This window comes from Streptomyces sp. NPDC039480 (assembly GCF_055597165.1).
In genome coordinates, this window is record NZ_JBVITX010000015.1 from 1 (window position 1) to 25119 (window position 25119).

Sequence of the window (25119 nt, forward strand, 5' to 3'; positions counted from 1 at the left end):
CCGCTTCGCTCTGCCTCCGGCAGCCGAATACTCGCGGCGTGCGGCCGCTCCGTTTCGCGCGTGCCCGCGCGAATTGCCCGCCTCCGGCGGGAGGTTATGGAATGGGCCTCCGGCCATTCCATAACTTGCGTTCCTCCGGAACGAAAAATGGATGTGAGGAATTTGGGTGCCTCCGGCACTAACCTCTGGGTGGGTTTTTCAATACTCCGTATTTGAGGTGGAGTTGACTTGCCGTCAGGTTTTAGTCTGCCCTTTTGACTGAATGTGATTTCCTCCGGAAATCACTAGGGAATTTCCAATTCCCTCTATTTCCGGGACAGGTAAGCGAACTCCCGGAAATGCAAGGGTGGTTGGCCCTCCGGGCCAACCACGTCCGGCAGAGCCGTAGGGGCGCCCTCCGGGCGCCCCCGTCCCCCTGAGGCGGCCTCACGGGATCAGCGCCTCCGGCGCGGCCCCTGCACCGGGCAATACCGTCAGCCTCTCCCCCGAGGCTGGCCATGTTGACCGCGTCCGCACACTCTCCATCATCCAACGGGCGTGGGGGCAGGGGCAGCAGAGGGGATGTCCGCAGGCCGACCACGCCCGGATGGCGTGGCTGGCCTGCGGAGCTATCTAGGCCCTCTACAGGCTGCCGCAACACCCATTGCAACCTCTATCGCAACATCGTGGCGCAACATTCAGTGCAACCCGTAATGCAGCATGGGTTCCCCATTGACGGTGAAGACACTAATATTTGAAGTACTGGGAGGAGGCGACCCCCAGCAACCGCAAGGGACCAGCGAAGGGGAAGACGTGGAGATCCAAATCTCTGACGGAATCGTCCGGCGGGTGCGCGGAGGTACGGACGCGCCCATGAACAGCCTTGCAATCCAGGCTCGTACAGTCGCGAACTTCCTGCCTCTGCTTTGCCAGCGCGCGGGGGCAAAAATCATCCACAACTCCGACGCAAATTACACCGGAATTCGCTTCGACACGAAGGTCGGCCCGGTTGTGCTGGAAATACCGGCGGGAGACGGCCCTTACCGGCTCGTGCACGAACTCATCGAGCCGGACAGGAACGGGCGCACTGAAGTTGAGATGCGTCGATTCCCGCAGATCTACAAGCCCCAAGGAGTCGCGCACATCACGGCTGAGTTCCTCCGCTCACGCGGATTCCTGAACTAGTCCGGGCGGGGGCACCCCACCCGGGGCGCCCCTTACCTCCACCGTCAGGAAGGGGAAGGCAAGTAATGGATGACACGCGAAGTGCAGAGCAGGCCGAGGAAGCCGGAGCACCTCTCACGAACGCCGAGCAGGACCAGGCCGGTTACGCGCTGCGGCTGCTCGCCCGCAGCAAGACCGACCCGGACGCGCTGAGGATCCCGCAGGAGCAGTTGGATATGGTCCGGCCGTTCTTCGAACTGGGTTGGGCCCTGGGGGTGCGCACCGGTCACACCGGTCCGGCCATGGCCGGAGTGCCGGTAGATCGCGCTATCCTCGCGCAGGCATGGGGCATGCTGCGATGTGTGCGGGTGGTGCCGCAGCTTGCCGGACCGGTGGTGTGGCAGAAGGTCAGGTATCACGGCAGCCTGACACAGCGTCACGGCATCTACTGGGTCTACGCGATTCACACGTGCACCGCACCGTTCAGTGAGGCCCCCGAGTCGCGCTATGACCTGTGTGACCTGCGTGGTGTGGGGGCGGTCAAGAACGCGCGGCGCAGGAGTCTTACGCCGTTGCCTGAGTTCCGCGCGCTTGCCTAAGGCGCAGGTCAGGGGGTGGGTTCACCCCAAGGGTAGAAACACTATTATTGGAGTTGTTCGGGGGGCGGTGGCCCCGTCCTCCGAACCCGCAGAAACCAACGTCGAAGGGGAACGGCAATGGCAGAGCAAGGAGCCCGGCAGATGCTGCCGGAGGTGCAGAAGTACGTCGAGACCGTGGAAGCGGCCGCCGCCGCTCGCAACGCGGCCATGAGCGCGGCAGAGGATAAGTACCCCGAGCGGTACAGCTCCAGCCAGGAGGGTCAGCGCCAACACAGCGCATACTCCAAGGAGGTCAACAACGCCTACGCGGCTTGCAGCGCCACCCGGGAGGCCGCCTGGGAGATCCTCAAGACGTCCGGTGACCCGCTGGTGAAGTGGATCACCGAGAACTGCGCGGAGTACCAGGGCCAGGCTCTGCGCGTCTTGGCGATCCTGCCCGCCACGGTCGATGAGCTGGATGATCTGGCGGACACGCAGGGCTGGTGCGGGGTCTGGGGCGAATTCCTTCAAACGGCGATGGAAGCCGGTGTTGTACCCGGGATCAATCCCCCGAGTCCGGCCAGGAAAGCTGTCTTCGAGCGGATCGATCAGGAAAGCTGCTGTGACATGGGGCCGATGGCCCAGCGGCGCATCGGCAAGGCCCTGGACGCCCTGATCCACGAAGCCCTCGCGGCTCGGGCGTGACCGAGCCGGGGCGCCGAGCTGCCTGAGTCCGAGCAACGGCATCACCGAGCGGCCGCGCCCTGCTTCCCTCCGGGCAGGGCGCGGCATCCGGGCGGACCTCCTGTCCGTCCGGCGGGGTGCCGTCCCGTCAGGCGCAACCACGTCAGCAGTGCCGGGAACGAGACACACCAACAGCCGGGGGCCGGGGGCCTCGGTGACCGCGGCCGGGGCTGCAGTAGCAGTAGCACCCCGGTTGGCTCTGGGAGGGGAATCGCCCACCGCCCACCGCCCCCTGCCCTGCGCCGGCGGTCCAGTTCACCGCCTCCCGGAGCGGCAGTGCCCGTTACGGATGCACGGCTGCCGACTCGTCCATGCGCGCAGAGTCGCCCTGCTGTGGTCGGTGCCCGCTGGGACTGAAGCGTTCCAGCTCAGGGGGAGGGTTCACCCTCAAGGTAAACACACTATTATTGGAGTCGTTTGGGAGGTGGTGGCCCCGCCCCCCGGACCCGCAGAAACCAACGTCGAAGGGGAACCGTGAGCATGACCGACGTAAATACCGCGTTCGCCGCTGAGAAGGCCGCACAGGTCGAAGCCGTCCGCGAACAAGAGCGCGCCCTGCAGGCCCGCGTCGACCGGGGCGAGGTCCGCATGATCGGCACCGACCGGTACGAAGTCCTCACCGGCTGGGACCGGGGCGAAACGTTCACCGTCTCGCGCAACAGCGAGGGGCAGATCCAGCAGATCATCGCCAACCACGGGCTCGACAGGCAGGCGGGCGGCACCATCGCCCTGTATACGTCCTCCCCGGCCTGGCACGGCCTGGGTCAGATCATCCCCGGAGGCACCACGGACATTGACGAGGTGCTGCGCCTGTCCGGACTCGACTTCGAGGTCACCACGGTGCCCGCCCTGTACGAGTGGCAAGGTGAGACGCGCGAGCACGCCGACCAGCAGCACACCGTCCGCGCCGACACCGGCGCCGCCCTCGGTGCGGTCGGCTCCCGCTACACACCGATCCAGAATCGGGCGGGGTTCGTGTTCCTCCAGGAACTGGTGAGCCGCTATGACGTGGTGTGGGAGTCCGCCGGGCTCCTGCGCGGCGGGAAACGCGTGTTCATCTCCATCCGCCTCCCCGAGGCGGTCACCGTGGACGCCGACGGCATCAACGACATCGTGGTCCCGTACATCGCCGTCATGAATGACCACTCCGGCAACGGCCAGTTCCAATGCGTCGTCACCCCCTGGCGCCCTGTCTGCGCCAACACTGAGCGGTTCGCCGTCCGTGACGCCGTCACCCGCTGGGCCGTCCGGCACACTGCAGGAGCCACCAGCCAGATCAAGGAAGCCCGCCGCACCCTGGGCCTCTCATCCCAGTACTTCCAGCAGTTCACCGACGAGGAAACCGCACTGGCCCGCACGGATATCGCCATCGCCGACTTCCACCAGGCGATTGCCGACCTGTGGCCCCTCGACCAGGACGCCTCCAGCCGGAAACGGACCAACCACGCCATCCGGCTGGACGCCCTCGACGACGCGTTCCGTACCGAGAGCGAACGCGTCGGACAGACCGCCTACGCGGCCGAGCGCGCCATCACCGGCTACCTCGACCACGTCACCCCCAGGCGCCCTCCGCAGTCCATGACTGAGGAAATCGCACGCGCCACGGCCGTACTCGAAGGCGCCGAGGACGAGATCAAGACCAAGGCCCACCGACGACTGCTCCAGCTCCGCACCCGCTGAGCGCCGAAACCGGCAGTCTCAGCTGACAGACCCCCGTGCGGGCCGGGAACCTTCCCCGAGCCCGGCCCGCACGGGCCAGCCTTTTCCGGGGGCCGCGAAGCACGCGTTGCCACCCCGTTCAGGGAGGACGGAGCGTGCCCGCCCCTGCACCTGCTGCGCAGCGGCGGCGCGACGCGTCTGCGCAGCGGACCCCGGGCACGCTGGGCGCCTGCTGGTCCCACGGGAGCAGTGCGGCCGGCCTCCGAAGCTCACCGCCCCCTCCACAGCACGACCCGGTGCGCCGGTAGAGCCCGTTCACGGACCCGACGGCAGGGACTGCACCTGATGCCCCAGCCTGACGACGCCCTTCCGCGGCCCGCCGCAGCCGCACCAGCTGCCGGGCAGCTGGCCCTTCTATCCCCGATGACTTCGCCGAATACCTCCAAGCGACGGTGTACCCGATCAAGTCAGCCGCGGACACGCCCTGGCGCAAAAGACGGCAGAGACAGAGACGCCCACCGCCGTCATGTGTGCCTGCGCGAACCATTCCGCGCGCCGCAATGACCCGCCCGACATCCTCAACGTCCCCACCAGCGCGGCACCCCGCCCTGTTCCGCTTCCTCAGTGGGCAGTCCGCGGGCCAGGTGGACCGCTGCACATAGTTCGCGCCCGGCCTGGCTGTTGATGCTGGCTGACCTCCCTGCTCACAGTCCCCCAGATCGCTGGCACTCCCCGCCGATGCTCAGCGGCGGTGGCACCCTTCTGCTCGCCGAGGCCACCCACACGCCGCCAGCGAACCCGGTTCAGCGCTGCAATGACCATGGAGCCGCCGCAGCCAGTCCGGGGAACCCGCAGGTGAAGGGGTAGGTTCACACCCACCCAAAAGACACTAGTATTTGTTGTGCGAGAGGGGAGCCCCTCTTCCACCCACCCCTCCCCCGCCCGGGCCGAGCGAAGAAGCCACTGCGCCGGGGCAGTTCATGTGCACCCCAGCACCGGACAGTGGCCCACACGCTGCCCGTACCGCTACCGCAGGCCCGGCCCGTTCGGCCACCCCTGCCACCGTCCCGCCCGGCGCGGAAGACGCCCTATGCGTTGGCTGATGAGCCTCGGTGAGCGCGCCCGGCGGGCCGAGGACCCCGCCCTCGATGCCGGACCTGTACACCCAGCCGCCCTGGCCGCTCCTGACCGGCCGCCCGAACACACAAGGGAGCACACCTTGGCAACCTTCGACCACATCACCCACGAGCGCTGCGACGAGTTGGGACGCGCCCTCACGGCGGCCGGTCTGCCCTGGACAGACAACGGCCGTCAGGACAACCCCGCCGTCTTGACCTACACCGCTACCGACGCTCATGGCCGCGAGTGGTGCATCAGCCCGGCCACCAGCAACCAGATCGTCCCGTCCCGTCCCGCGAGTATCTGGCAGGCCCGGTCCGCCGAGCTGACGCACCAGACACAGCCCATGTCCGCACAGGCAGTCGTCGACCACATCCGCAACTCCCCGACGCCCCGGCCCTCCGAGAACCGCCAGGACGAGCCCCTCGACGAGCGAGCATGCGTGCGGCTAAGCCCTGTACGCACCGACCGCCAGACCATGCGGCGCGCCCTGCGACGCGAGATCACCGGAACCATAGGCCTGCTCACCGACGAACACGATTTCCGTGCCATGCGGCGTTACCGGAGCTTCGCCTTCGACGACTGCGCGGCCTACTGGAACGCGGTCGAGGAACTCCTCAAGGCACGCGCCTCCCGGGGCCTCTACACCACGGTGACTCTCTTCGACCCCCAGGAGTATGCCGACTTCTGCGCCGACGCCGGCCTGGCCCCGGACACCCCGTCCAGCCGGACCCGCTTCACCGCCGAACTCGCCCTCACGGGCCCGGTCATCCCGTACGAGGGCCAACCGCTGTCCGAGCTGATCCCTGTCCTGATCGACGAAACGGTCCGCCAGGCAACCTGGGAGTACGCCTCCGCAGCCTTGGCCCGCCTCGGCAACTGCGCCACCTGCGGCGAGGACATCGGCCGAGCGGGCTTGGCCCGTGCCGTGGCTCTCCTCTCCCGCATCCTCGACACGGCCCGGCCGGGCACCCACTCCCTCGTCTGCAGTGTGCTGGCGGCAGCGGCACCCGAACCCCTCATCTCCACACTCCACGCGGCTACCGACGCCGACAGCACCGCACCACTCGATGAAACCGAAGCCCTCGAATTCACCACGGTTTTCGCCTTCGGCCTTGCGAGCCGGAGCCCAGGCGGGCTCGTCATGCGCACCACCGCCCCGGACACCACCGACCGGGCCTGCGGCTGGCGGTTTCGCGGGGGGCATCTTGAAGCCCTCACGGCAGGCGAGGTCTTCGACGCATACTGCACCGACATCGCTTCGGGCGGTCCCATCCCGCCGGAGCCAGCCGTCGACTACTGCGCGGCGCCCGATCTCGGGCAAGAGCGCCCGAAGCCGGGCCACCACCATTGAAGGGCCTCCGGAACACCTTCGGCCGCCTGCCTGACGCGCACAGGCGGCCGAAAAACCGCAGGTCGGGCGAGAGTTCGCACCACCACATATCCGACCACGGGGAGTCCGTGGTCGAGCCGGACACTATTTTTGACACAAGAAAGGTGTGTCACTCATCCCCCGCCGACCGGCCTCCCCTCCCCCTTCCAGCCTTGGGAGTTGCCGTGCTCCTAGCGATGATCCGCGCCCTGCGACCGGCCCCTCGGTGCGCTACCACTCGCCGGGTTATGGCCAAGATCGTGGTCCTGCCGCCCACGGCTCGCGAGACGTTCGGCAACGACGTCGGTGCCGGGGAGGCTATCGCCTACCACCGCGGTCGCGTCGCCACCGCGACCGTCATCGTCCTCTACCGCAGCGGCTGCACGCTGCCGGTACGCGACCTCGACCTGGACGACGTCGTCCGCGCCCTCCGCCCCGAGCCCGGGAACCTGCGCGGCGTCCGCCCCGCCCTCGCCGTCCTGGAAACCGACGACTCCCTCCTCACCACCCGCTGACCCTCACACGCCATGCGGGGCGCCGGCCTGCGGGCCGACGCCCCGACCTGTACCGGCATCCAAGCGACAACAAGCCCGTCGACACGCTCGACCCACGCCGAGACGGGCGGCGTCACCTGAGAGCGCTCACGATCCAGCTCCCGTCGGCATTGAGGAAAGAAGGAAGCATGAGCAACAAGCAGACGGCCGCGGCGTTCACGGACACGGCGGCCGCCCGCCTCGCGGGCCAGATGATCGCCTCCATCAAGGCGGCCTCACAGCGGATCAAGCAGGGGCCAGACGCCGACGGCACGCCGTGGGGCCCCGAGCACGCCGGATACGCGCTCCTGCACTCGCTGGGCCGCTGCACGGATGACCTGCAGGACCTGGTCAAGAAGAAGGGATGGACGCTCGAGCAGACCGAGGTGCCCCGCGCCTGGGGTACACGGTGTGTGAAGGTCCACGCCCTGGAGACCGACGACGTGGTGAGCATCAGTGGCCGCTGGACCGAGGTGCGCGACGTGTGGGGTACCGAGGAGGGCCAGGACCCGGCCGAAGACTTGGGCGAGGACCACGACGACGTACCAAAGATCCGGGAGATCCTCGACCCGGCGCTGCCGTACACGCGCCTTGTACTGCGGGTGATCGACCCCGAGCGGTCGTTCCCGCACGAGATCGTGTGCGCGGTCATCGGCTTTGACTATCAGGACCTGGTCACGATGCAGGTTCCGGCGGTGCTCCATGTCTGACGAGGACCTGTTCGAGCCAGGCACCGCCTGCGTCACGAAGAAGAGGCGCCCGCCGGCCTGCGGGAGAACGACGTCGTGACCATCGACGGCAAGTGCACATGAGCGGCGCAGGAACAGGGGCGCACAGCGTCAGGCCGGTGCAAGGCCGCTGTCCATTGCGCCCGTGCCGCCGCACAGCACAGTGGCGGCCGGTCCCCTGTCCTGCCACTGCGCACAACGCCCTCGGGGCCCACTCCAGGAAGCCGCGTTTTCGCGGGTCAGAAGGTATCTAGACCCCACAACATAACACACTATTATTTACATTAAAGCGAGGGCCCCTTACCCCCTCGCTGATCAGGCAAGGAGAAGGGAGATCCCCATGGCCACCGCCGCCTCGGCCCCGGCCGACGCCCCGGGCATCCACGAGGAGAACGTGCCTCAGCCCGTCTATCTCGACCCGGCGCTGATCCTGCGTGATGAGCAGAACGCCCGCGAGCACGACACCGAGCCGGACCAGGAACTGATCGCCTCCGTCAAGGAGATCGGCGTCCAAGACGCCATCAGCGTCCGGCCCCTGCCCGACGGCACCTACGGTGCCTTCAAGGGCTGGCGACGCGCCCAGGCCCAGCAGATCGCCAACGCTACCGCTGAAGAGGACAGCCGCCCGGCCCGCAGGATCAAGGCGTACGTGCGCGACGACCTGGTCGGCCGCGACGGCTGGACGCGGTTCCTGTCCCTGGTAGAGAACAAACACCGCGAAGGCATGAGCGAGCGCGACATCCTGCGATCCCAGGAACTGTCCCTGATCGACATGAGCGACATCGAGCAGCGCCAGGCAGCCAAGGCCCTGGGGGTGGGCCGCAATGCCGCCACGCACGCCAAGGCGGCGCAGAGACTCGACGACGCCGCGCTGCGCCGGGCGGCGGCCGGAGGCATGGACCTGGAGCAGACTGCCCAGCTCGCCGAGGTCGAGTCCATCACCGGTGCGGAGCGCCGTCTGCTCGCCGCTCTCCGGCGTGACCAGGAGGAGGGCCAGGGCGGGCGCGGGCACTGGGATCAGGAACTGGCCCTGCTGCGCGCCGAACTTGACCATGTCGCCGAGCGCAAGAAGGCCCTGGCGAAGCTGGAACAGGAGGAGATCCCGGTACTGCGGGCGGCTTCGTGGGGAGAAAAGGACCCCTCCAAGCCGCTGTCCCAGCTCACCACCGGTCTGGGGAATCCGCTCACCGAGGAGAACCACCGCCGGTGCCCCGGTCACAGTGCCCGGCTGGACGAGGAGAACAGGCCGGTCTGGCACTGCGCCCGGCCGGACGAGCACGGTCACAAGGTCCGGCCGCAGCCCAAGAAACCCCGCACCCAGGAGGACGAGCAGAAAGCGGAGGAGCGCCGCAAAGTCATTGCCTGCAACCGGGCGTGGAAGGCCGCCGTCGGCCCTCGCCGTGCGTTCGTCACCCGGCTCGTGCGCATGAAGGCTCTGCCGGACGCGGCCCGCGTCTTCGCGCAAGACGTCCTTTTCACCGTTCCCTGCTTCTACAGCTCCTGGACGGACAAGCACCAGTTCGAGACCGTCGCGTGCTTCCTGGGCATCAAGCAGCCCCAGAACGCCGACCCGGCAAAGACCGCGGCGCAACTGCCCAAGACACGTGTGGCGAGCGCCCTGTTCGCGCATGTCGCCGCTGCATGTGAGTACGACATCCGCGAACCCAGGACCTGGTCGAACCTCACCGAGCAGCAGGCTCGCTACCTGCTGCTCCTGGAGGAGCTCGGCCAGCGCGACAACGGCAGCTACCGGCTGTCGGAGGTCGAGAGCCAGGCCGTGGCAAGCCACCGGCGAATGGCCCGGGCACTAACTACTTAGATCAGATGCCCTCTAAGCGGCCGTTCACCGTCTTCGTACTTCTCGGCTTCTGCTGGTGGAGAGTGCGACGCAGCCCTGTGGTCGGACAGGCCGCTTGCTGTGCCCTGCGGCCAGGAATGCGTGGAGGGTGGCGTGCTTGGCAGCGCTTCGCGGTTCTACGGAGACGTTGGCACAAGGTCGCTGGCGGATCCGAACCGGTGCCTGGCGTCGCGGGCGGGCCTGCGTGGCCCCGCAGAGGCCAACGCTCAGTACCGTTCTCGAAGTTGACCTAAATTGCAGTGGGCGCTCCACTACACTCGCCGCCACGTCGACCGCTTGCCGCGCGGGGTCGCGGTGTGAGGCACGGCATGGGGGGTGGGCCAGGTGGTGGCCAAGCTGGACTTTGGGGAGTTGGTCGGCGATGACCGGTTCTTTGCCCGGCTGCTGGGGCGTAACGTCCACGGGCGGATGAGCGCGCCGCCGTACGGCCCCGACCTGCCCGTCGTGCTGCTCACCGGCGGACCCGGCATGGGAAAGCAGCAACTGCTGGAGGAATTGCGCGACCGGTTCGGCAAGAAGGCGCCGGCCGCGCTCGTCGACTGCGCCGATCCGCAGTACGAGCGGGAGGCCGGTGAGCGGCCGTCCTGCCGGTCCGCCGCGACGGAGACGCTGTTCGACATCGCGCAGCGGATGGCGGAGTGGGATGGGCCCGGCGGCGCCGTGCCCACGCCCCGGTTCTTCGCCGGGATGGCCGCGGTGGCGGCGGGACAGGGGCTGCGCCAGCAGGAGCTGGACGAGGAACTCACCCGGTACCGAAGGCTGCTGCACGCCCCGCGTAGGGCGGGCCTCCACCGGCTCTTCAAGAACATGGCACACGGCTACCTCGTCGCGCTGGCGGCGATCGTCGCGCCCGCCGCTGCGATGCCCCTGGTGGGCGCGGCGCTGACCGAGTTCCTAGAGAAGCTCGCCACAGAGGGCGACGAGCCGGTACAGGGGCTGTACCGGAACTATCCGGGCGCCGCAGGGAGCGCCGCCACCGGGCTACGCCTGCTGAGCAATAGCTTCCGCAGGGACGATGAGGGCCGCCGGCTCGCCGAAGGCTTCCTCTTCCGTGCCCTGCGCGAGGACGTGGACGCCGCCTACTCCGGCGCCGGTGCCCTGCTGATGCGCGTCGGACGCCCCGCCATCCTGCTGCAGCACTCCAACTGGCCGGTTGGGCGCGAGCTCCTTGTCGCCGCCCTCGACGACTGGGCCGAGGGCCACCGCGGTGGCAGCACGGTGCTCATGGCCAGCGAGCGGATGGCCAAGCCGCTGTTCCTGGTCGGGGAGCGGCGCACCGAGGAGCCCGCGGAGTACCGGCCGGACGAGCAGATGCCGCCCGAGACATGGGAGCGGTGTCCCGCACGCGGCCAGCTCGGGCAGGCCGTACTGCTGCTGCGCATGCCGCAGCTCACCTCCGTACAGATCAAGCAGCAGGTCCTTGTACAGGCGGGCGCGGCGGACAACGCGGGTCTGCTGCTTCGCGCCCAGGGCGCGGTGCGGCGGCTCTCCGGCCACCGGCCGCGCATGGTGCAGCGGCTGGCTGAGGCCGCCGCGCAGCTGCCTCCGCTGGACAACGACAGGGACCTGCTCAGCCACCGGGTCTTCCTGGACGGCGCTCCCGCGGCGGCGCAGGACGTGCTCCTGGAGGAGCTGGTGTTGAGGCAGCTGCCGGAGCGGCTGCCCGTCGGGGACACCGACCGCTGGCTCGACCTGCTCACGCACCTGTCGGTCGCCCACACTGGCGACTGCGCCCGCACCCTGCTGCGCAGCGACGAGCTGGAGCAGCTGGCCGGTGGGCTCACCGCGGACCAGGTGCAGCAGTATCTGCTGGAGAGCGGCTGGCCGGCCTGCGAGCGGCACTTCATCGGGGACTTCGGCCTGCGGCAGCTGCTGATGTGTCGTCTGTACGGGTCTGCCGACACGGACGACTCCGGCACCCCCGGTGCGCATGCCCACACCGGCTCGTACTCCGGCGGCGACTGGCGCCGCAACCACAGCCTGCTGTACGCGCACTACCGCGCCCTCTCCGAGGCCTCGGACCACGCCTTCGGCACCACCGCGGCGCACGGCCTCAACCACGACCTGGTCGCCGGCGGTGGCCCCGAGCGGGCCATACGGCACCTCGCGCAGGAGTTCCCGGCGAGCGGCACCCGGGCCGAGGAGTGGTGTGCGCAGCTGCTCGCGATCGCCCAGGCCCCCTTGCTGGAGGGGCCCGACGAACGGCACGCCCGGATGAACGTGGCGGAGATCGTGGGGACCACGCTGGAGCGTCAGCTGGACCAGCTGCTGCACGCGGTGTGGCTGTGCGAGGAGCGCACCCGGCCCGCGGACGGCGCGGCCGCCAAGAAGATGGGGGATCTGCTCGGCGCCCTGGCGCTCGCGTACCCCGATGCCGCACCCGTGCTCGCCGACCGGGCCCGGGAGTGGGGCGAACGGGCCGGCGGCAAACGCCCGCTCCAGCCCTGCGCCTGCACTTCTCACATCAGTTAGGGGAGCTGAGCGGATGTCCCAGACCTTCGGAGGCTGGCTGTTCGAGAAGACGTGGGAGACGCTGCTGAAGCGGATCATCACCTGCACGGTGGTGGTCGCCGTCCTGGTGGCCGGGTGCGTCGGCGGGAGACTGATCGCCGAGAAGGCGGGGGCCTGCGCCAGCGGCGTGAGCGAGTCCGGCGGCGAGTGCATCGGCGTCAACGGCTCCGGCTACGACTGGGGCGTGAAGGAGATCGGCCCGATAGTCGACCGGATCAAGGAGGAGAACGGCAAGGTGGACGGTGCGTACGTCACCGTGGCGATGATGCTACCCCTCCAGCCGGAGTCGGCGGCCGAGAAGCAGCAGCTTCGCAGCGAGCTGCAGGGCGCCTACATCGCGCAGTACCGGGCCAACCGCGAGGAGGGCGCGCCGAAGGTGCGGCTGGTGCTCGCCAACCCCGGCAAGGACTACGCCCACCAGGACGAGGTGGTCCCCGAGCTCGTGGAGATGGCCCACTCGAAGCACAGGCTGCGCGCCGTGACCGGCTTCAACCTCTCCCTCGAGTTCACCAAGGAAGCCCTCAGCAGCCTCACCGACCAGGACGTGCCGGTGCTGGTGGCGCGCGCGTCGGCGGGCTCGCTCGCCAACGTGGAGGGCAAGGAGCGCATGTTCAAGGGACTGGCCCGGATTCTCCCCACCAACGAGGAACAGGCCCGCGCGCTCGCGGACTTCAACGGCAGCCGCAAGAACGAGCAGACGGTGGTGGTGCGGGACACCAGGGACGATCCGTACGTCCGCTCCCTGGCCGACGCCTTCCAGAAGCTGGAGAAGCAGGAGAAGGGGCCGAGCGGCCCCGACACCATGACGTTCACCTCAGACGGCATCGCGGTGGAGGGCGACGTCGACAACCAGTTCCGTCCGACGGTCGACACGATCTGCAGCTCCGGCGCGGACACCGTCTATTTCGCGGGACGCTCCACGCATCTGCGGCTGTTCCTCAAGCGGCTGGCGCAGGACCGGTGCGAGGACACGAAGTTCACGGTCGTCTCCGGCTCGGACGCGGCCTCGCTCAAGAACAAGATGTCCGAGAAGGACTGGGCGCAGCTCGTGGACGACTCCGGCGAGCCGAAGATGACCGTGCAGTACTCGGCGCCCGCGCACCCCGACGCCTGGCGCACCGAGGTGCGGGGCTGGCAGGACGACGAGGAGAAGCGGACCAAGCGCAGGCCGGACGCCGCGAAGGCTCCCGGCTCCCTGCGCGAGCCCCTGAACGAGCTAGCCGCTTTGCGCGAGAGCGCCGAGAACGGCAAGGCCGGAACCCTGGACCTGGCCGACTCGCGCACCATGATGGTCCACGACGGCGTACGGACCGCCGTCGAGGCCATCCGCGGCGCGAAGCTCGCGGGCGAGACAGCCCCCACCCTCCAACAGGTGGGCAATCGCTGGGCCACCATGCAGGCCACCAACCGCGTCAACGGCACCAGCGGCCGCATCTGCCTCACTCCGTCGGGCAACGCCTACAACAAGCCCCTTGCGGTGGTGAAGCTCCAGCCGGGCGAGAAGAAGGGCACGAGCCGCCTCGGGTACGTCGGCCTGGCGTGGCCGCTGGAGCGCAAGCAGGCGGAGGACTGCGTGGTGCGCGGGCGCTGAGGGGGCGGCGCTTAGGGGCTGTCTTCAGTTGCGATCAAGCTCGGGGTGGGGTGTCGGTCCGATAGGACTGTGGTGTGACGCGTGCGCAACTTAACGACAGTGAGTGGGAGTTCATCGGGCCGTTCCTGTCCGTCGGCAGATTCGGCCCGTACCCCGAACGGTTACGCGAGCAGTTCGAGGGGGTGATCTGGCGGTTCCGCACCGGCAGCCAGTAACGGGAGATGCCTGAGCTTGAGTTTTAACCTCTGGCTGGCTTACACAGCCCTCGACCTGCAGCGGTCCCACCAGCTCCAACCGGTTTCGGGGTGGCTGACCGGGGGGGCCGAAACACCAGGGCACCGGCAGTCCGTCTCGCGGGTGTTTCCGTAACCTCTTCCCCTGAAGCAGTCGAGGTGGGTGCAGTTCCCAGACATCACATGCGCGAAAGGAGCTCTGTCCCAGGATGGCGCAGGAGCATGCCACTTGGTGCCTCATGCGCCAGGACACTTTGATCGGCACGATCGTCGTGGAGGACCCGGACTTCCCCTGGCTGCGGGGCACGTTCACTCCTGAGCCCGCGTTCGCCCACGTTAAGCCGTGGTTCGACGAAGCCTTGGCCAACATGGAGGCAGACGACTTCGAGGGGTTCGACGCGGCCTACAACCGTATCCCTCAGGAGCTGACGCTGGTGTCGCCTTCGGGCCCAGTGGCCGACTTCCTCCTGCACATCGACGGCGACGAGGCTTGGTTCCGCTGGAGCGAGGAGCCGTTCGGTAGTTGAAACCTGAGTAGCCTGGGGCCCTAGGCGGGGCTGGTGTCCGAGGACGCCGAACGGACCGGGGAGAAGATCTGCCGGGTATGTGACGAGCGGCTCAGGCCGGACACCCGACCCGGTGCCGTGTTCTGCTCGTCGGTGTGTCGCTCCAGGCAGTGGCGCAAGGAACGGCGGCTGCGCAAGCGCCTGGCGGCCGTGCAGGGCGGGGCCGGCACCATCGAGTGCCCGGAATGCGGGGCCCTGTGGTTCCCGGGCGTCGACCGCCACTCGGACGCCCGGTATTGCTCGCGGCTATGCGTCGTGAGGGCCTGGAGGCGCCGCAGGCCTCACCTGAGACTCATCACGGCGATGAAGCGGGGAGCGCCTGCGGCGCCGAGGCACTGCAGCGCCGGGTGGCCGACAAGGAAACCCGGGTCTGGCTCGGGGCAGCGGCCGTGCCATGTGGGCGGCTGCCGCTGACCCCGCACCAGCTTTCGCTCCCGTCTGGGAGGCATACTCGATGATGATGACGACGACCCAGCGCATCCTCGACCTCGCTGCGGCGGCACGGGCCAGCCTCGACGAGGAGCTGGTGCTGCTCCTGCACGAGGCGAACGAGCTGTACCAGCAGGGACTCCAAGATCTGCACCGGAGTGTGGCGGCGCGCCTCGACGAGCTGACCATCGCGGAGTTGATGGCCGCTGCGGAGACGGCCGGTATGCCCTGTGATGCAGCGCAGGACCGCGATGAGGTGATCCTGCTGCTGGCTGTGGCCGAATGGGAGATGACGCCGGCCGCCATGGCGTACGCGGAAATGGCGGAGGACGCCGCACGGCGCGGTGTGTGCTTGATCCCTGAAGACTGAGCCGGAGCGCGGCCGTCCGGGAGAGACCTTGAACTGCTGGCTGGACCTCCTACCGCAGCTCCTGCCATTATTTGCCTTGTGGGCCGGGCCGGCCGGCCTACTTCTGACAGGACGGACGGTTCTGCCATGGCCTCGCGTCGTGAGCCTCGCCTGGCCGACGCTGCCGAGATCGCGGCGGAACAGGGTCTGACGGCCGCGCGCATCAGCGGCCTCTATGCCGAGCGCGCGAAAAACGCGGACGGCGTGTCTTTTCCCGAGATCGCGGATATGCGCGGCCGCGCCCGCCTGTGGGACCACGAGAAGGTCACCGAGTGGTTCGCCCACCGCAAGCCGGCAAGGCTCCAGGAACACTCACCGCCTTCCCGCGACCCGGAGGAACTGCTGAACGCGGCAGATGCCTCACGGTTCCTCGGCTACAAAAACTCCAACCAGGTCACCACCTTCGTCCGCGACCACCCCGGGTACTTTCCCGAGCCAGACGCCGTCGAAGACCTGGGCACGGCCGAGAACCCCTACCGCCGGCAGCTGTGGCGCGTGCAGACCCTGCTGGACTGGATGGCCACCCGGCCCGGCCGCGGTAGACGAGCGGGAGCCAAAGCGGCACCGCCCCTGCCCGACGTTCCCGTCGACGGTGATCCCGACGAGCTTCTGGGCGCAACGGAGGCGGCCGCCCTGCTGGGATACAAGACCGTCGGCTCCTTCTCCAGCAGCCTGTCCCAGGGAAACCTGCCGCTGCTGGAGACCACGGACGGAGTCGCCGAGAACGCCGGGCGCCAGAACGGGCGCCGACGGTGGACGCGCCGGCGCATCCTCAAGCAGGCCGCCCAGCGCAAGGCCAAAAAATAAAATCCAGCGGTGAGCCCCTCTCGCTCACCGCCCCAAAGACGCGGCAGCCGGTTACGGGCGTTGGTCCCTTGCGGGCCGGCTGTCGCACGATGGCCGGCATGGCGTGGCTCGCCACTACGCCCCGCAGCAGCAGATCCTGCTGCGGACCGGCCATCGTCTCGATCCCGCCCGCGTCCGCCCAGGACGTCTCCTGATACATCCTGGGGCCTAGGCGCTGTTTCTCGGATCATGTGCGGAGCCAGATGATGAGTGCTGCGAGGGTGACGGTGCCGAGGTAGATGTAGGCCCGCTTTTCGTAGCGGGTAGCGACGGCGCGGAAGCCCTTGAGGCGGTTGATGGCTCGTTCGACGGTGTTGCGTTTCTTGTAGTGCTCGCTGTCGAATCCGGTGGGCCGACCACCCCGAGAGCCGCGGTTGAGTCGGTGCCTGCGCTGGTCATGCCGCTCGGGGATGATGTGGGCGATGCCGCGTCGTCGCAGGTAGCGGCGGTTACTGCGAGAGGTGTAGGCCTTGTCGGCCAGAACGCGGTCCGGTCGCGAGCGCGGCCACCCGACGCCGACGCGGGGCACGGCTATCTGCTCCAGCACCGCCTCGAGTTGGGGGCCGTCACCGTAGTGACCGGGAGTCAGCAGGAGGGCGAGGGGCCGGCACCGTCCGTCGGCGGTGAGGTGGATTTTGGTGGTGAGGCCACCGCGGGAGCGTCCCAGGCATTCGCCGAGACGACCACCTCCGCCAGTCGGACGGCCAGTCTTCGCAGCACCGGATCGTCCTGCTTCGTCCCCGCGCGAGCCCCTTTTTGGGCAGCCGCGGGCGGTGGTGCCTTGCGGGCGCCGGCGGCATGCTGATGGGCCCGCACCACAGTGGAGTCCACCGACACGTCCCAGTCGATCCGGCCCGCCGCGTCCTCGGCAGTCTGGATCTGCCTCAGCAGCATCTTCCAGGTTCCGTCCGCCGACCAGCGACGATGGCGCTTGTAGACGGTCTCCCAAGGCCCGAACCGCTCGGGCAGATCGCGCCACTGCACGCCCGTCCGCACCCGGTACAACACCCCGTTGATCACCCGCCGATGGTCACTCCACCGGCCTCCACGCGTACCGCCCCGAGGCAGAAACGACGCCAGCCGATCCCACTCCGCATTCGTCAAATCCCCACGACCCATGCCTCCAGCCTGACCACAACTACACGGTCATGTCATGGGATCCGAGAAACAGCGCCTAGCGCCGCGACCGGCGCAGAAACAGTGTTCCGATCACGATTAAACCAATGATGGCAGCTACTACCACAGCGGGTCCAAACCAGTCCACCCCGTCCTGCCGGGCGCTCTGACGGACACACCCAACTGACGAGGTACATCACGGGCTGCAGCGGCTCCGGGCCGTACCGCGAAGGTTGACACCGCGCTGCACCGCCGGGCTGACGCTTCCCGGCCACGGGCGTTCTACGTTACTCACCACAGCGGGGTGGGCCCGCCCGCAGCACGACGACGCGGGTGACCTGCCCGGACCAGGTGTTGCCAGGCCCGGTTGCCGGGCTCGTACGGGGGAGAAACGCATGCACATCAAGCAAGTGATCGGCGTGGCCGTCGGGGCGACCACGGCCGTGGTCGCCCTGACCACCACCGCAGCGGCGCAGAGCACCGCCTCGGGCATTCCGGACGCGGAGACGGGGTCGGGGACGAGGACGACGGCTGCGGCGGTCACGGACACGGTCGCGGGGAACGGGCCGCTCACGGCAGCGGACAGCACCGCCAACTGGCCGCCGCCTCTCACGGCAGGCACCGCCAACTGGCCGCCGCCCCTGACCGCAGGCACCGGCAATTGGCCGCCGCCCACCGCCGCGGCCACGGTGACGGTGACGGTCGCGGGCAACTGGCCGCCGCCGCACACGGCCGCGGGACCCGGCGCCTGACAACGCTCTGAAGCGCTCGTCGGCCGTCGTCAGGGGTGGTCGGCGGGGGTGAGCAGCGGGTGTTCCCGCGCGGCTTCGGCGCTTTCGACGCGGTCGAGCAGGGACAGCGCCTCCTGCCGACAGGTGCGTGCGCGTTCCTCCTGACCGAGCCGACGCAGCGCCCGGGCGAGTAGGCGCAGCACAGCGGCGAGCCGTCGGTCGCCGCCGATGTCGCGCAGCAGGACGAGCGCCCGCTCGGCGTGCGCGGCCGCCGCACGTGGGCGTGAGGCGGCCAGTTGGGCGGTGGCCATCCGGAAGTGGGTCATGCCGGTCCAGTAGGGCTGCCTGCTCTCCTGGAACATCACGAGGCCCTGGTGGAACCGTTCCAGGGCCTCGTCGTAACGGCCCGCCTCGTGCAGGGCGAGGCCGAGAGCGTAGTAGCCGTTCGCGAGCCGCAGGGTGGCGCCGAGCCCGCGCCACAGTTCCACCGACTGCTCGGACGCGGCGATCGCGCTCTCGGTCCGCCCGAGACCGAGCTGGGCCCGGCCCAGGTTCATGAGCATGGCCGTCTCGCCGTAGCGGTTGCCGTCGGACCTGAAGGCGCTCAGGGCCTGGGTGAAGCAAGCCGCGGCGGCTTCGTGGTCGCCGTGGAGGACGGCGAGCAGGCCCAGCAGGTTGGGCGCGTACCCGAGCGTGAGCGCGTCGTCGGCCGCGGCGCCGAGGGCATGGGCACGCTCGGCCTCCTCGCGCGCCCGCTCCGCGCGGCCGGCGAGGTGGTGCGTCTGTCCGAGGACCACCCTCGCGCGGCCCTCAGTGCGCGGATCGCCGCTGCGCCGGGCCTCCTCGGCCACCGCCGACGCCGCCGACTCGTACGTCTGCCGGTAGGCGCCCGACTCCATCAGGTCCTGCGTCACCAGCAGGACGTCGGCGGCCATGGGCGCCAGCGCCGGTTCCGCCGCGCACTGGCGTACGGAGGCGAGCAGCGCGGGCCCCTCCAAGAACAGCCAGTCCAGGGCCTGTTGGCGGTTGTGGAACGGCAGGGCCCGGCGTTCGGTGGGCGCCAGGTGCTCCACCAGCCGGTCCCCCGGGTTCTCCAGCTCGTAGGCGTGGCAGGCTGTGGCCAGGTAGAAGCCGAGTAGGCGGCGCAGTGCCGCCGTGCGCTCGCCGGGCGGGTCTTCGTGTACGGCGCGGTCGCGCGCGAACAGCCGCAGCAGGTCGTGGTAGTGGTACCGGCCCGGGGCCGCGGATTCCAGCAGGCTGGTATCGACGAGGGACTCCAGCGTCGACTCGCTGGTGTCCATGTCCTCCTCCAGTACGGCGGCGGCCGCGGCGAGGGAGATGTGGAGGCCTTCCGGCAGCGCGAGGCGCCGGAAGGCCCGGGCCTGGGCGGGCTCCAACTGGCCGTAGCTCAGCTCGAAGGAGGCGGCCACGGCGAGGTCGCCGAGGCGCAGCTGGTCGAGTCTGCGGCGTTCGTCGGCGAGCCGCTCGGCCAGTGTGGAGACCGCCCAGGCCGGCCGGGCGACCAGGCGCGCGGCGGCGATACGGATCGCCAGCGGCAGGTGTCCGCAGGCGGCGACGGTCGCACGGCAGGCTGCGGGTTCGGCCTCGGCACGCGGGGCTCCGACGATGCGTGCGAACAGGGCAAGGGCCTCCTCCTGGGTCATGGTGTCGAGGTCGAGTACCTGGGCGCCGGGGACGGCGGCCAGCCGGGCGCGGCTCGTGATCAGCACGGCGCAGCCCGGGGCGCCGGGCAGCAACGGACGTACCTGGGCCTCGCCGTGTGCGTTGTCGAGCAGGACGAGGACTTGGCGTTCGGCCAAGGTGGCCCGGTAGAGCGCGGATCGCTCCTCATGGTCGTCGGGCAGCGCGGAGCCGGGGACGCCGAGGGCCCGCAGGAAGGCGCCCAGTACTTCGTGGGGCTTGGCCGGCCGGGCGCTCTGGCCGAGGAGGTCAGCGTAGAGCTGCCCACCGGGGAAGTGGCCGCGGACGTCATGGGCCACCCGTACCGCCAGCGCGGTCTTGCCGACGCCGCCGAGTCCGCGCACCGAGGCGATGGCCATCACCCGGCCCCGCTCGCGCAGCAGGCCTCGCCGCAGCTGCTCTGTGGCGGCGGTTCGACCGGTGAAGTCGGCTACCTCGGCCGTGAGTTGGGCCAGACACGTCACCTGGGGCGGTGGCTCGTCATCGCCCTCGCCGGTGGTGCCGGGGGGTACGGCGAGGCCGGGGTCCGCCTGCAGAACACGCTGGTGCAGGGCCAACAGTTCCGGGCCGGGGCTGACGCCGAGTTCCTCGTCGAGCAGGCGGCGAGTGTCGGCGTACACGCCCAGCGCCTCCCCCTGACGTCCGCCTCGGTAGAGCGCCAGCATCAGCTGGGCGCGCAGGCCCTCGCGCAACGGGTGCTCGGCGGTGAGCGCGGTCAGCTCGGAGACGGCCTCGAGGTGTCCGCCGAGCTCCAGGTCGAGGGCGAGCCGCTGTTCGAGCAGGGCCAGACGCCATTCGGTGAGGCGGGAGCGCTGGGCGTCGGCGAAGGGTCCGGGGACGCCGCCCAGAGGTTCCCCGTTCCACAGCGCCAGCGCGTCGCGCAGTGCCTGCCGTGCGCGGTGGGGGTCGTGAGCGGTGCGGGCCTCGGCTGCCCGTGCCTCGTACGTCTCGCACAAGGCCAGGTCAAGTGCCCCTTCCGGCAGGGCGATCGCGTAGCCCCCGGCCTCGGAGACGAGTGTGCGGCGGCCGAGGGCCTTGCGTAATCGGGAGGCGTAGGTGCGCAAGGTGGGCAGTGCCTGGGCGGGCGGCGTCTGCCCCCATATGGCGTCTATGAGTTCACCCGCCGTCGCGGTACGTCCGGCCCGCAGCAGCAGCGCGGTCAGCAGGGCCCGCTCCTGGGGGCGGCCCTCGGGGAGTGCCTCCGCACCGCGCCACACGCGGACGGGACCCAGCACCTGAAAGCGCAGTGGGGGCGCGGGCCGTGGAGTGTCGCCGGCCGGGGCTGTGCTGTGTGCGGGAGTCCGGCCGGTGGCTGGGGCGGTGCTGTGCGCAGGACTCCGTCCGTGACCGGGCGGTGCGTGGCGGTCTGCGGTTGGTGCGTGGCGGTGGGCGTCCGGGGCCTGGCAGTGGGCGTCCGATGCCTGGCGGTGGGCGGGAAGCGTGAAACCGAGCTGTTCCAGCGGCATGCCGAACATCTCCTCGAGCACCCGCTGAGCAGAGGAGCGCGGGCACGGCGGATCGGGCTGCCGCCAGCGGTGGAACTGCCGTACGGTGATGTGCTCCGGCTCACCGAGTCGCCGCGCCGTGGCCGCGTACACCGCCATGAAGACCGCCGGCTGCTGCCACTCGCGCCGGGCGCACAGCCGGGCGAAGTCCGATTGACGCGCCCCCATGACCACCTCCGGTCCCCCGTCTTTCCGGTCGGCGCCTCAAGATATCGGCCCTTGCGATGCGGTCACAGGGTCTTACCGAACGAAAAGTCCGACGGAAAGTCCGGTGGCGCGGCCGCGGCACGGCCACGGCACAGGCACCGCACGGCACTGACCAGGTCGTTCTGGCGGGAGAGCCACCTCCCGGGTGTGCTCATCGAACGGTCAGAGCGCGGAGGCGGCCTGGTGAGCGCGCCGGTGTTGACTCCTCCTTGTCCGGCACACCGGCGCGGACCTCGACGCAGACGTCGACGCAGGTAGAAGCGCAGATTTCGGCGCAGACATCGGTGCGGGAGAGCAGAGGTCCGCGCCTCACCCCGGACCCCGGGCCGACCACCATCGAACCCCACAGGAGGACAACCGTGACCACCAAGCATGAGACCGAGCAGGGACGGCGTTTCGCGAGGGTCACGCCCAAGATCGCGGTCACCGCGGCCATCTCGGCACTGGCCGCCGTCGCGATCGCCGCTCCGATGGCATCCGCCGACGGTGCCTCGCCCTCCGGCATCGCCAAGGCTCGCGCGGAGTTCCGGGCGCAGGCGGTCGACGAGGGCCTGACGGGCTCACAGGCCACCGCGCTGCAGGCCAGGGTCGACCGGCTGATCGCCCAGGACGGCGGCAAGCAGTCAGCGGCCAACGAGATCAGCTACAAGGACGGCAGGCTGCTGCTGCCGCTGCCCGGTGAGAAGTACGCGCGGGAGATGGGCAGTGGCCTGAACGGCAACGACCCGGCGACCGCCCGTCATACCTGCACCTACAAGGCTATGTGTGGCTACTCGGGCCGGGGCTACACGGGCGAGGAACGCGAGTGGTTCAGTTGCGGCACGCTCCACAAGAAGCCGAGCAGCTGGCGCAGTGGTGGCTCCTGGTACAACAACCAGACCGCGGGCCGGGTGGCGAGCTGGTACAACTACAACAAGCAATGGCTCAGCAACACGCCGGCGGCTCCCTACGGAGCGAACGGCAACTGGGCACCCGTCGGATACGTCAGGGCGTGCTGATCGCCGCCTGACAGGGAACAGTTGCGGGCCGCGTGAAGGCGGCCCGCAACTCTCGTGCCCACAGAGAGCTGCAACTCACTGTGCGATGGCATGGTCGACCACGCCCGGCGGGCCCATCCGGCGCTGCACTTCCAGGAGGCGCGGATGGAGTCTCTGCCGATCGAGGACGGTGTGCTCGCCGGTGTACTGGCCCACTACTCGATGATCCACACCGCTCCGGAGGAACTGCCGGGGCTGCTCGCCGAGCAGGTACGCGTTCTGGCTCCGGGTGGTCTGCTCCTGGTGTCCTTCTTCGGGACCGACGGACCGGAGCCGGTCTGGTTCGACCACAAGGTGGCGCCTGCCTACAGCTGGCCGGCGGACCGCCTCGCCGAACTGCTGGCCGATGCCGGGCTCGTTCCCTTCGCCCGGCTGCTCCACGATCCGGGCTCCGAACGGGGATTCCTCGACGCCCACCTGCTGGCCCGCCGTTCGTGATCCGGCCCGGCAAGACCCGCCGGACGGTCGGAGCACCTCCGGACTGCCGGCTCGGCGGACGCTCGCTGATCCGACGGGAATTGTCAGACGGGCGCTAGTGCTCTCTCCTCCTCTGCGCCCTTGCCCGTGACCCAGCCTCGCCGTTCCGCAGTTGCAGGCAGGCCAGCCGGATTCGGCCGTCACCAACTTAAAAACCGGTGGTCTGGAGTACGTGGTCCGGGCCGGCCCTGTAGTGGTGGTGGCAATGTGTCTTGTTCGTGATCGTGGCCGGGCCTTGGTGGTCGAAGGCTTGGTCGGGGGTCTCGGGTTTCCTCCCCTACAGGTGAGCACGACGGCGGTGGGGAGCAGGTCCTCACGTTCCTGGTGCGCAGCCGTACAGACGCTCTTGACCGGGCGAGTGGACGTCGACAAGGTCTTCTCGCGGCCGGGTGCCACGGTGAGGAGAGGACCTCTATGGCCGGTGAACCGCTACGCCACCAGGTGCTGGCGGCGCTCGCCCAGCACCGCATCGCCACCACGAGCCAGCTGCATCAGATGCTCCGGCCCAACGGCACACGGCAAGTGATCTCACGTGTCCTGGTCAGACTGAGGGTCGAGGGGTTCATCGACTTTACGGTGCTGCCCAGCGCATCCCTGTCGCGTCCCCGCGCCTGGCACCTCACCGAGCAGGGCGGCCGTCTGGTCCGGGACTTGCCCCTCCTTCGGGGGCGCCAGCCCTACACCATCGCTTCCACAGCAGCAGCATCACTGAAGACACAGCACACGCTCGCCGTCGTACGAACCCATCTGACCTTCAGCGCAGAGGCCCGCCGACACGGTCACGAGCACGGGCCCTGGGACTGGACTCCTGAGGTCTCGCACTCCATCGGCGAGGGCGACCGGCTGGTGGCCGACGCCGTCATGCACTACACCCTCACCGAAAACACCCAACGGCGAAAGCTGCGCGCCTTCGTGGAAGTCGACCGCACCACCATGAGCAGCGAGCGCCTGGCCACGAAACTGATCGATTACGCACGGCTCTATCACTACGACGGGCAGCCCATGGGGCGCCGCAGAGCGCCCGCCTCAACCGGGCCGGGCTGGCTTCGCTGGTATCCGGTATTCCCGCGGGTACTGTTCGTGCTGACCAATGCCCCCCGCACCCGGCTAACCAGCCGGGTCAGCGACCTGCAGGAAATGGCCGCCCAGCACCCCCTCGTCGCTTCACTGGGCCGCGCAGTCCCACTCGGCGCGGCCATCCTCGAAGACCTCGAGGAACACGGGCCCGCCAGCAATGTGTGGGCGCCGTTGCGCGGCGGCAGCCCCGGCTCCTGGGCCGCCCTGTGAAGCGCCCTCGAGACTCGCTCTCGACCGGTCTGCACACCAATAGGGGGCCAGGGCTGTAGGAGTAGTCCTGTTGTCCGTCGCCCCCTGGCTCACGGCAGCCGGAGCAGCGTTGTCCGTGATGTGGTTCCAGCCGCTCTCGCGAACATCTCCACGCAAACGTGCTCGGCCCTCAGCATCTCTGCCATACACCGGAGATGCCCACTCCCCCAACCTTCAGCGACAGGCTCAGCACGGCGAGCGCCGTCGAGACTCTGGTCAAGGTCGCACATCAGGCCGACCGACTACGTCGCGACGGGCATGGGCAATCTGGTACTGCTCGCTCTCCATCTGGCATCCACGTCCTCTCCCCAGGAGCTGGAGCACCCCAACCATTCCGGGCAGCCACGCCTCTGTGCGGACGGCACGTTCCGGCATCAGGCATACTCAACACATAAAACCCCGCCCCTCGTTCGCCCCGTATGACTGTTATGACCAAATCGGCGAAAGTGCTCGAAATCAGCTCCTGTCAGTAACAAACCTGCAGGTCGAGGAGTGCGCTCCCCGCGCCCGCGGGGATGATCCCGCGGACAAGCGCCTACTTGGGCAGCTCGGCCTGTGCTCCCCACACCCGGGCTCGGGGAGTATGGAACCGAACCGTCGGTGGTGCGCCCGCACCCCCCCCCCCAGCCCGGGACGCCAGAGGAGGGGAAGAGACGTACGAAGGAGACGGGGAGGAGGGGAGTGGGGGGTGGGTTTTCCT

The 25119-nt window shown here is 69.2% G+C and carries 18 protein-coding genes and 2 pseudogenes; 18 read left to right on the plus strand and 2 right to left on the minus strand.

Features of this window, described 5'->3' with window-relative positions:
* The first annotated feature begins 852 nt into the window (after positions 1-852).
* The 14 genes and pseudogenes from ACZ56E_RS35400 to ACZ56E_RS35465 all read left to right on the plus strand — a co-directional run bounded on the left by ACZ56E_RS35400 (position 853) and on the right by ACZ56E_RS35465 (position 16280).
* Positions 853-1164 carry a hypothetical protein gene (locus tag ACZ56E_RS35400; protein WP_471220699.1) on the plus strand — a complete coding sequence of 104 codons (312 nt, stop codon included), beginning with the start codon at positions 853-855 and terminating at the stop codon, positions 1162-1164.
* Between the two features lie 65 nt (positions 1165-1229).
* Positions 1230-1742 (plus strand): hypothetical protein, encoded by a 513-nt coding sequence (locus ACZ56E_RS35405; RefSeq protein ID WP_471220701.1) that lies wholly within the window; start codon positions 1230-1232, stop codon positions 1740-1742.
* Positions 1743-1883: 141 nt separating this feature from the next.
* Positions 1884-2426 carry a hypothetical protein gene (locus ACZ56E_RS35410; protein ID WP_471220702.1) on the plus strand — a complete coding sequence of 181 codons (543 nt, stop codon included), beginning with the start codon at positions 1884-1886 and terminating at the stop codon, positions 2424-2426.
* Positions 2427-2945: 519 nt separating this feature from the next.
* Entirely contained in the window at positions 2946-4145 is a 1200-nt protein-coding gene (locus ACZ56E_RS35415) for a DUF932 domain-containing protein (protein ID WP_471220704.1), read from the plus strand.
* 1576 nt (positions 4146-5721) lie between these two features.
* A complete protein-coding gene (locus ACZ56E_RS35420; protein WP_471221003.1) occupies positions 5722-6597 on the plus strand; it encodes a hypothetical protein in 876 nt (291 codons plus the stop codon).
* Positions 6598-6863: 266 nt separating this feature from the next.
* Positions 6864-7130 (plus strand): hypothetical protein, encoded by a 267-nt coding sequence (locus tag ACZ56E_RS35425; protein ID WP_471220706.1) that lies wholly within the window; start codon positions 6864-6866, stop codon positions 7128-7130.
* 167 nt (positions 7131-7297) lie between these two features.
* The gene (locus tag ACZ56E_RS35430) at positions 7298-7858 is read left to right on the plus strand and encodes a hypothetical protein (protein WP_471220708.1); all 561 of its coding nucleotides are present in this window, start codon (positions 7298-7300) and stop codon (positions 7856-7858) included.
* A 358-nt stretch (positions 7859-8216) separates the two neighbouring features.
* The gene (locus ACZ56E_RS35435; protein ID WP_471220710.1) at positions 8217-9695 is read left to right on the plus strand and encodes a ParB/RepB/Spo0J family partition protein; all 1479 of its coding nucleotides are present in this window, start codon (positions 8217-8219) and stop codon (positions 9693-9695) included.
* Positions 9696-10142: 447 nt separating this feature from the next.
* Positions 10143-12206, plus strand: a complete 2064-nt coding sequence (locus ACZ56E_RS35440; RefSeq protein ID WP_471220712.1) for a hypothetical protein — start codon at positions 10143-10145, stop codon at positions 12204-12206.
* Positions 12207-12219: 13 nt separating this feature from the next.
* The gene (locus ACZ56E_RS35445) at positions 12220-13836 is read left to right on the plus strand and encodes an ABC transporter substrate-binding protein (RefSeq protein ID WP_471220714.1); all 1617 of its coding nucleotides are present in this window, start codon (positions 12220-12222) and stop codon (positions 13834-13836) included.
* Between the two features lie 74 nt (positions 13837-13910).
* Positions 13911-14048 (plus strand): annotated as a pseudogene (locus tag ACZ56E_RS35450) (IS5 family transposase); the annotation flags it as partial.
* Positions 14049-14278: 230 nt separating this feature from the next.
* On the plus strand, positions 14279-14596 hold the full coding sequence (locus tag ACZ56E_RS35455) for a hypothetical protein (RefSeq protein WP_471220716.1): 318 nt from the start codon (positions 14279-14281) through the stop codon (positions 14594-14596).
* Between the two features lie 493 nt (positions 14597-15089).
* Positions 15090-15434 carry a hypothetical protein gene (locus ACZ56E_RS35460; RefSeq protein ID WP_471220718.1) on the plus strand — a complete coding sequence of 115 codons (345 nt, stop codon included), beginning with the start codon at positions 15090-15092 and terminating at the stop codon, positions 15432-15434.
* Positions 15435-15560: 126 nt separating this feature from the next.
* Positions 15561-16280, plus strand: coding sequence for a hypothetical protein (locus ACZ56E_RS35465; RefSeq protein WP_471220720.1), 720 nt, complete (start codon positions 15561-15563; stop codon positions 16278-16280).
* Between the two features lie 226 nt (positions 16281-16506).
* On the opposite strand, the gene ACZ56E_RS35470 is transcribed toward ACZ56E_RS35465, so the two are convergent.
* Positions 16507-17438 (minus strand): IS5 family transposase gene (locus ACZ56E_RS35470; protein ID WP_471220721.1). Its coding sequence is split into 2 segments (ribosomal slippage): positions 16507-17037 and positions 17040-17438, totalling 930 coding nucleotides; the frame shifts between segments, so codons are not numbered across the junction.
* Between the two features lie 392 nt (positions 17439-17830).
* Here ACZ56E_RS35470 and ACZ56E_RS35475 point away from each other — a divergent pair.
* Positions 17831-18187, plus strand: coding sequence for a hypothetical protein (locus ACZ56E_RS35475; protein ID WP_471220723.1), 357 nt, complete (start codon positions 17831-17833; stop codon positions 18185-18187).
* Between the two features lie 29 nt (positions 18188-18216).
* Here ACZ56E_RS35475 and ACZ56E_RS35480 read toward each other — a convergent pair whose 3' ends face one another.
* The gene (locus ACZ56E_RS35480) at positions 18217-21540 is read right to left on the minus strand and encodes an AfsR/SARP family transcriptional regulator (RefSeq protein ID WP_471220725.1); all 3324 of its coding nucleotides are present in this window, start codon (positions 21538-21540) and stop codon (positions 18217-18219) included.
* A 398-nt stretch (positions 21541-21938) separates the two neighbouring features.
* On the opposite strand from ACZ56E_RS35480, the gene ACZ56E_RS35485 reads away from it, so the two are divergent.
* The 3 genes and pseudogenes from ACZ56E_RS35485 (at position 21939) to ACZ56E_RS35495 (ending at position 24380) form a co-directional block, all read left to right on the plus strand.
* Positions 21939-22577 carry a hypothetical protein gene (locus tag ACZ56E_RS35485; protein ID WP_359644669.1) on the plus strand — a complete coding sequence of 213 codons (639 nt, stop codon included), beginning with the start codon at positions 21939-21941 and terminating at the stop codon, positions 22575-22577.
* Positions 22578-22655: 78 nt separating this feature from the next.
* A pseudogene (locus tag ACZ56E_RS35490) lies at positions 22656-23054 on the plus strand (class I SAM-dependent methyltransferase); the annotation flags it as partial.
* A 453-nt stretch (positions 23055-23507) separates the two neighbouring features.
* Positions 23508-24380 carry a replication-relaxation family protein gene (locus ACZ56E_RS35495; protein ID WP_471220727.1) on the plus strand — a complete coding sequence of 291 codons (873 nt, stop codon included), beginning with the start codon at positions 23508-23510 and terminating at the stop codon, positions 24378-24380.
* Positions 24381-25119: the final 739 nt, after the last annotated feature.

Coding starts and splice junctions, on each gene's coding strand:
- ACZ56E_RS35410 (WP_471220702.1), top strand. CDS start 1,884: ATGCTGCCGGAGGTGCAGAAGTACGTCGAGACCGTGGAAGCGGCCGCC.
- ACZ56E_RS35480 (WP_471220725.1), bottom strand. CDS start 21,540: ATGGGGGCGCGTCAATCGGACTTCGCCCGGCTGTGCGCCCGGCGCGAG.
- ACZ56E_RS35465 (WP_471220720.1), top strand. CDS start 15,561: ATGGCCTCGCGTCGTGAGCCTCGCCTGGCCGACGCTGCCGAGATCGCG.
- ACZ56E_RS35440 (WP_471220712.1), top strand. CDS start 10,143: ATGAGCGCGCCGCCGTACGGCCCCGACCTGCCCGTCGTGCTGCTCACC.
- ACZ56E_RS35405 (WP_471220701.1), top strand. CDS start 1,230: ATGGATGACACGCGAAGTGCAGAGCAGGCCGAGGAAGCCGGAGCACCT.
- ACZ56E_RS35460 (WP_471220718.1), top strand. CDS start 15,090: ATGATGATGACGACGACCCAGCGCATCCTCGACCTCGCTGCGGCGGCA.
- ACZ56E_RS35430 (WP_471220708.1), top strand. CDS start 7,298: ATGAGCAACAAGCAGACGGCCGCGGCGTTCACGGACACGGCGGCCGCC.
- ACZ56E_RS35495 (WP_471220727.1), top strand. CDS start 23,508: ATGGCCGGTGAACCGCTACGCCACCAGGTGCTGGCGGCGCTCGCCCAG.
- ACZ56E_RS35455 (WP_471220716.1), top strand. CDS start 14,279: ATGGCGCAGGAGCATGCCACTTGGTGCCTCATGCGCCAGGACACTTTG.
- ACZ56E_RS35475 (WP_471220723.1), top strand. CDS start 17,831: ATGCACATCAAGCAAGTGATCGGCGTGGCCGTCGGGGCGACCACGGCC.
- ACZ56E_RS35425 (WP_471220706.1), top strand. CDS start 6,864: ATGGCCAAGATCGTGGTCCTGCCGCCCACGGCTCGCGAGACGTTCGGC.
- ACZ56E_RS35435 (WP_471220710.1), top strand. CDS start 8,217: ATGGCCACCGCCGCCTCGGCCCCGGCCGACGCCCCGGGCATCCACGAG.
- ACZ56E_RS35445 (WP_471220714.1), top strand. CDS start 12,220: ATGTCCCAGACCTTCGGAGGCTGGCTGTTCGAGAAGACGTGGGAGACG.
- ACZ56E_RS35415 (WP_471220704.1), top strand. CDS start 2,946: ATGACCGACGTAAATACCGCGTTCGCCGCTGAGAAGGCCGCACAGGTC.
- ACZ56E_RS35400 (WP_471220699.1), top strand. CDS start 853: ATGAACAGCCTTGCAATCCAGGCTCGTACAGTCGCGAACTTCCTGCCT.
- ACZ56E_RS35420 (WP_471221003.1), top strand. CDS start 5,722: ATGCGGCGCGCCCTGCGACGCGAGATCACCGGAACCATAGGCCTGCTC.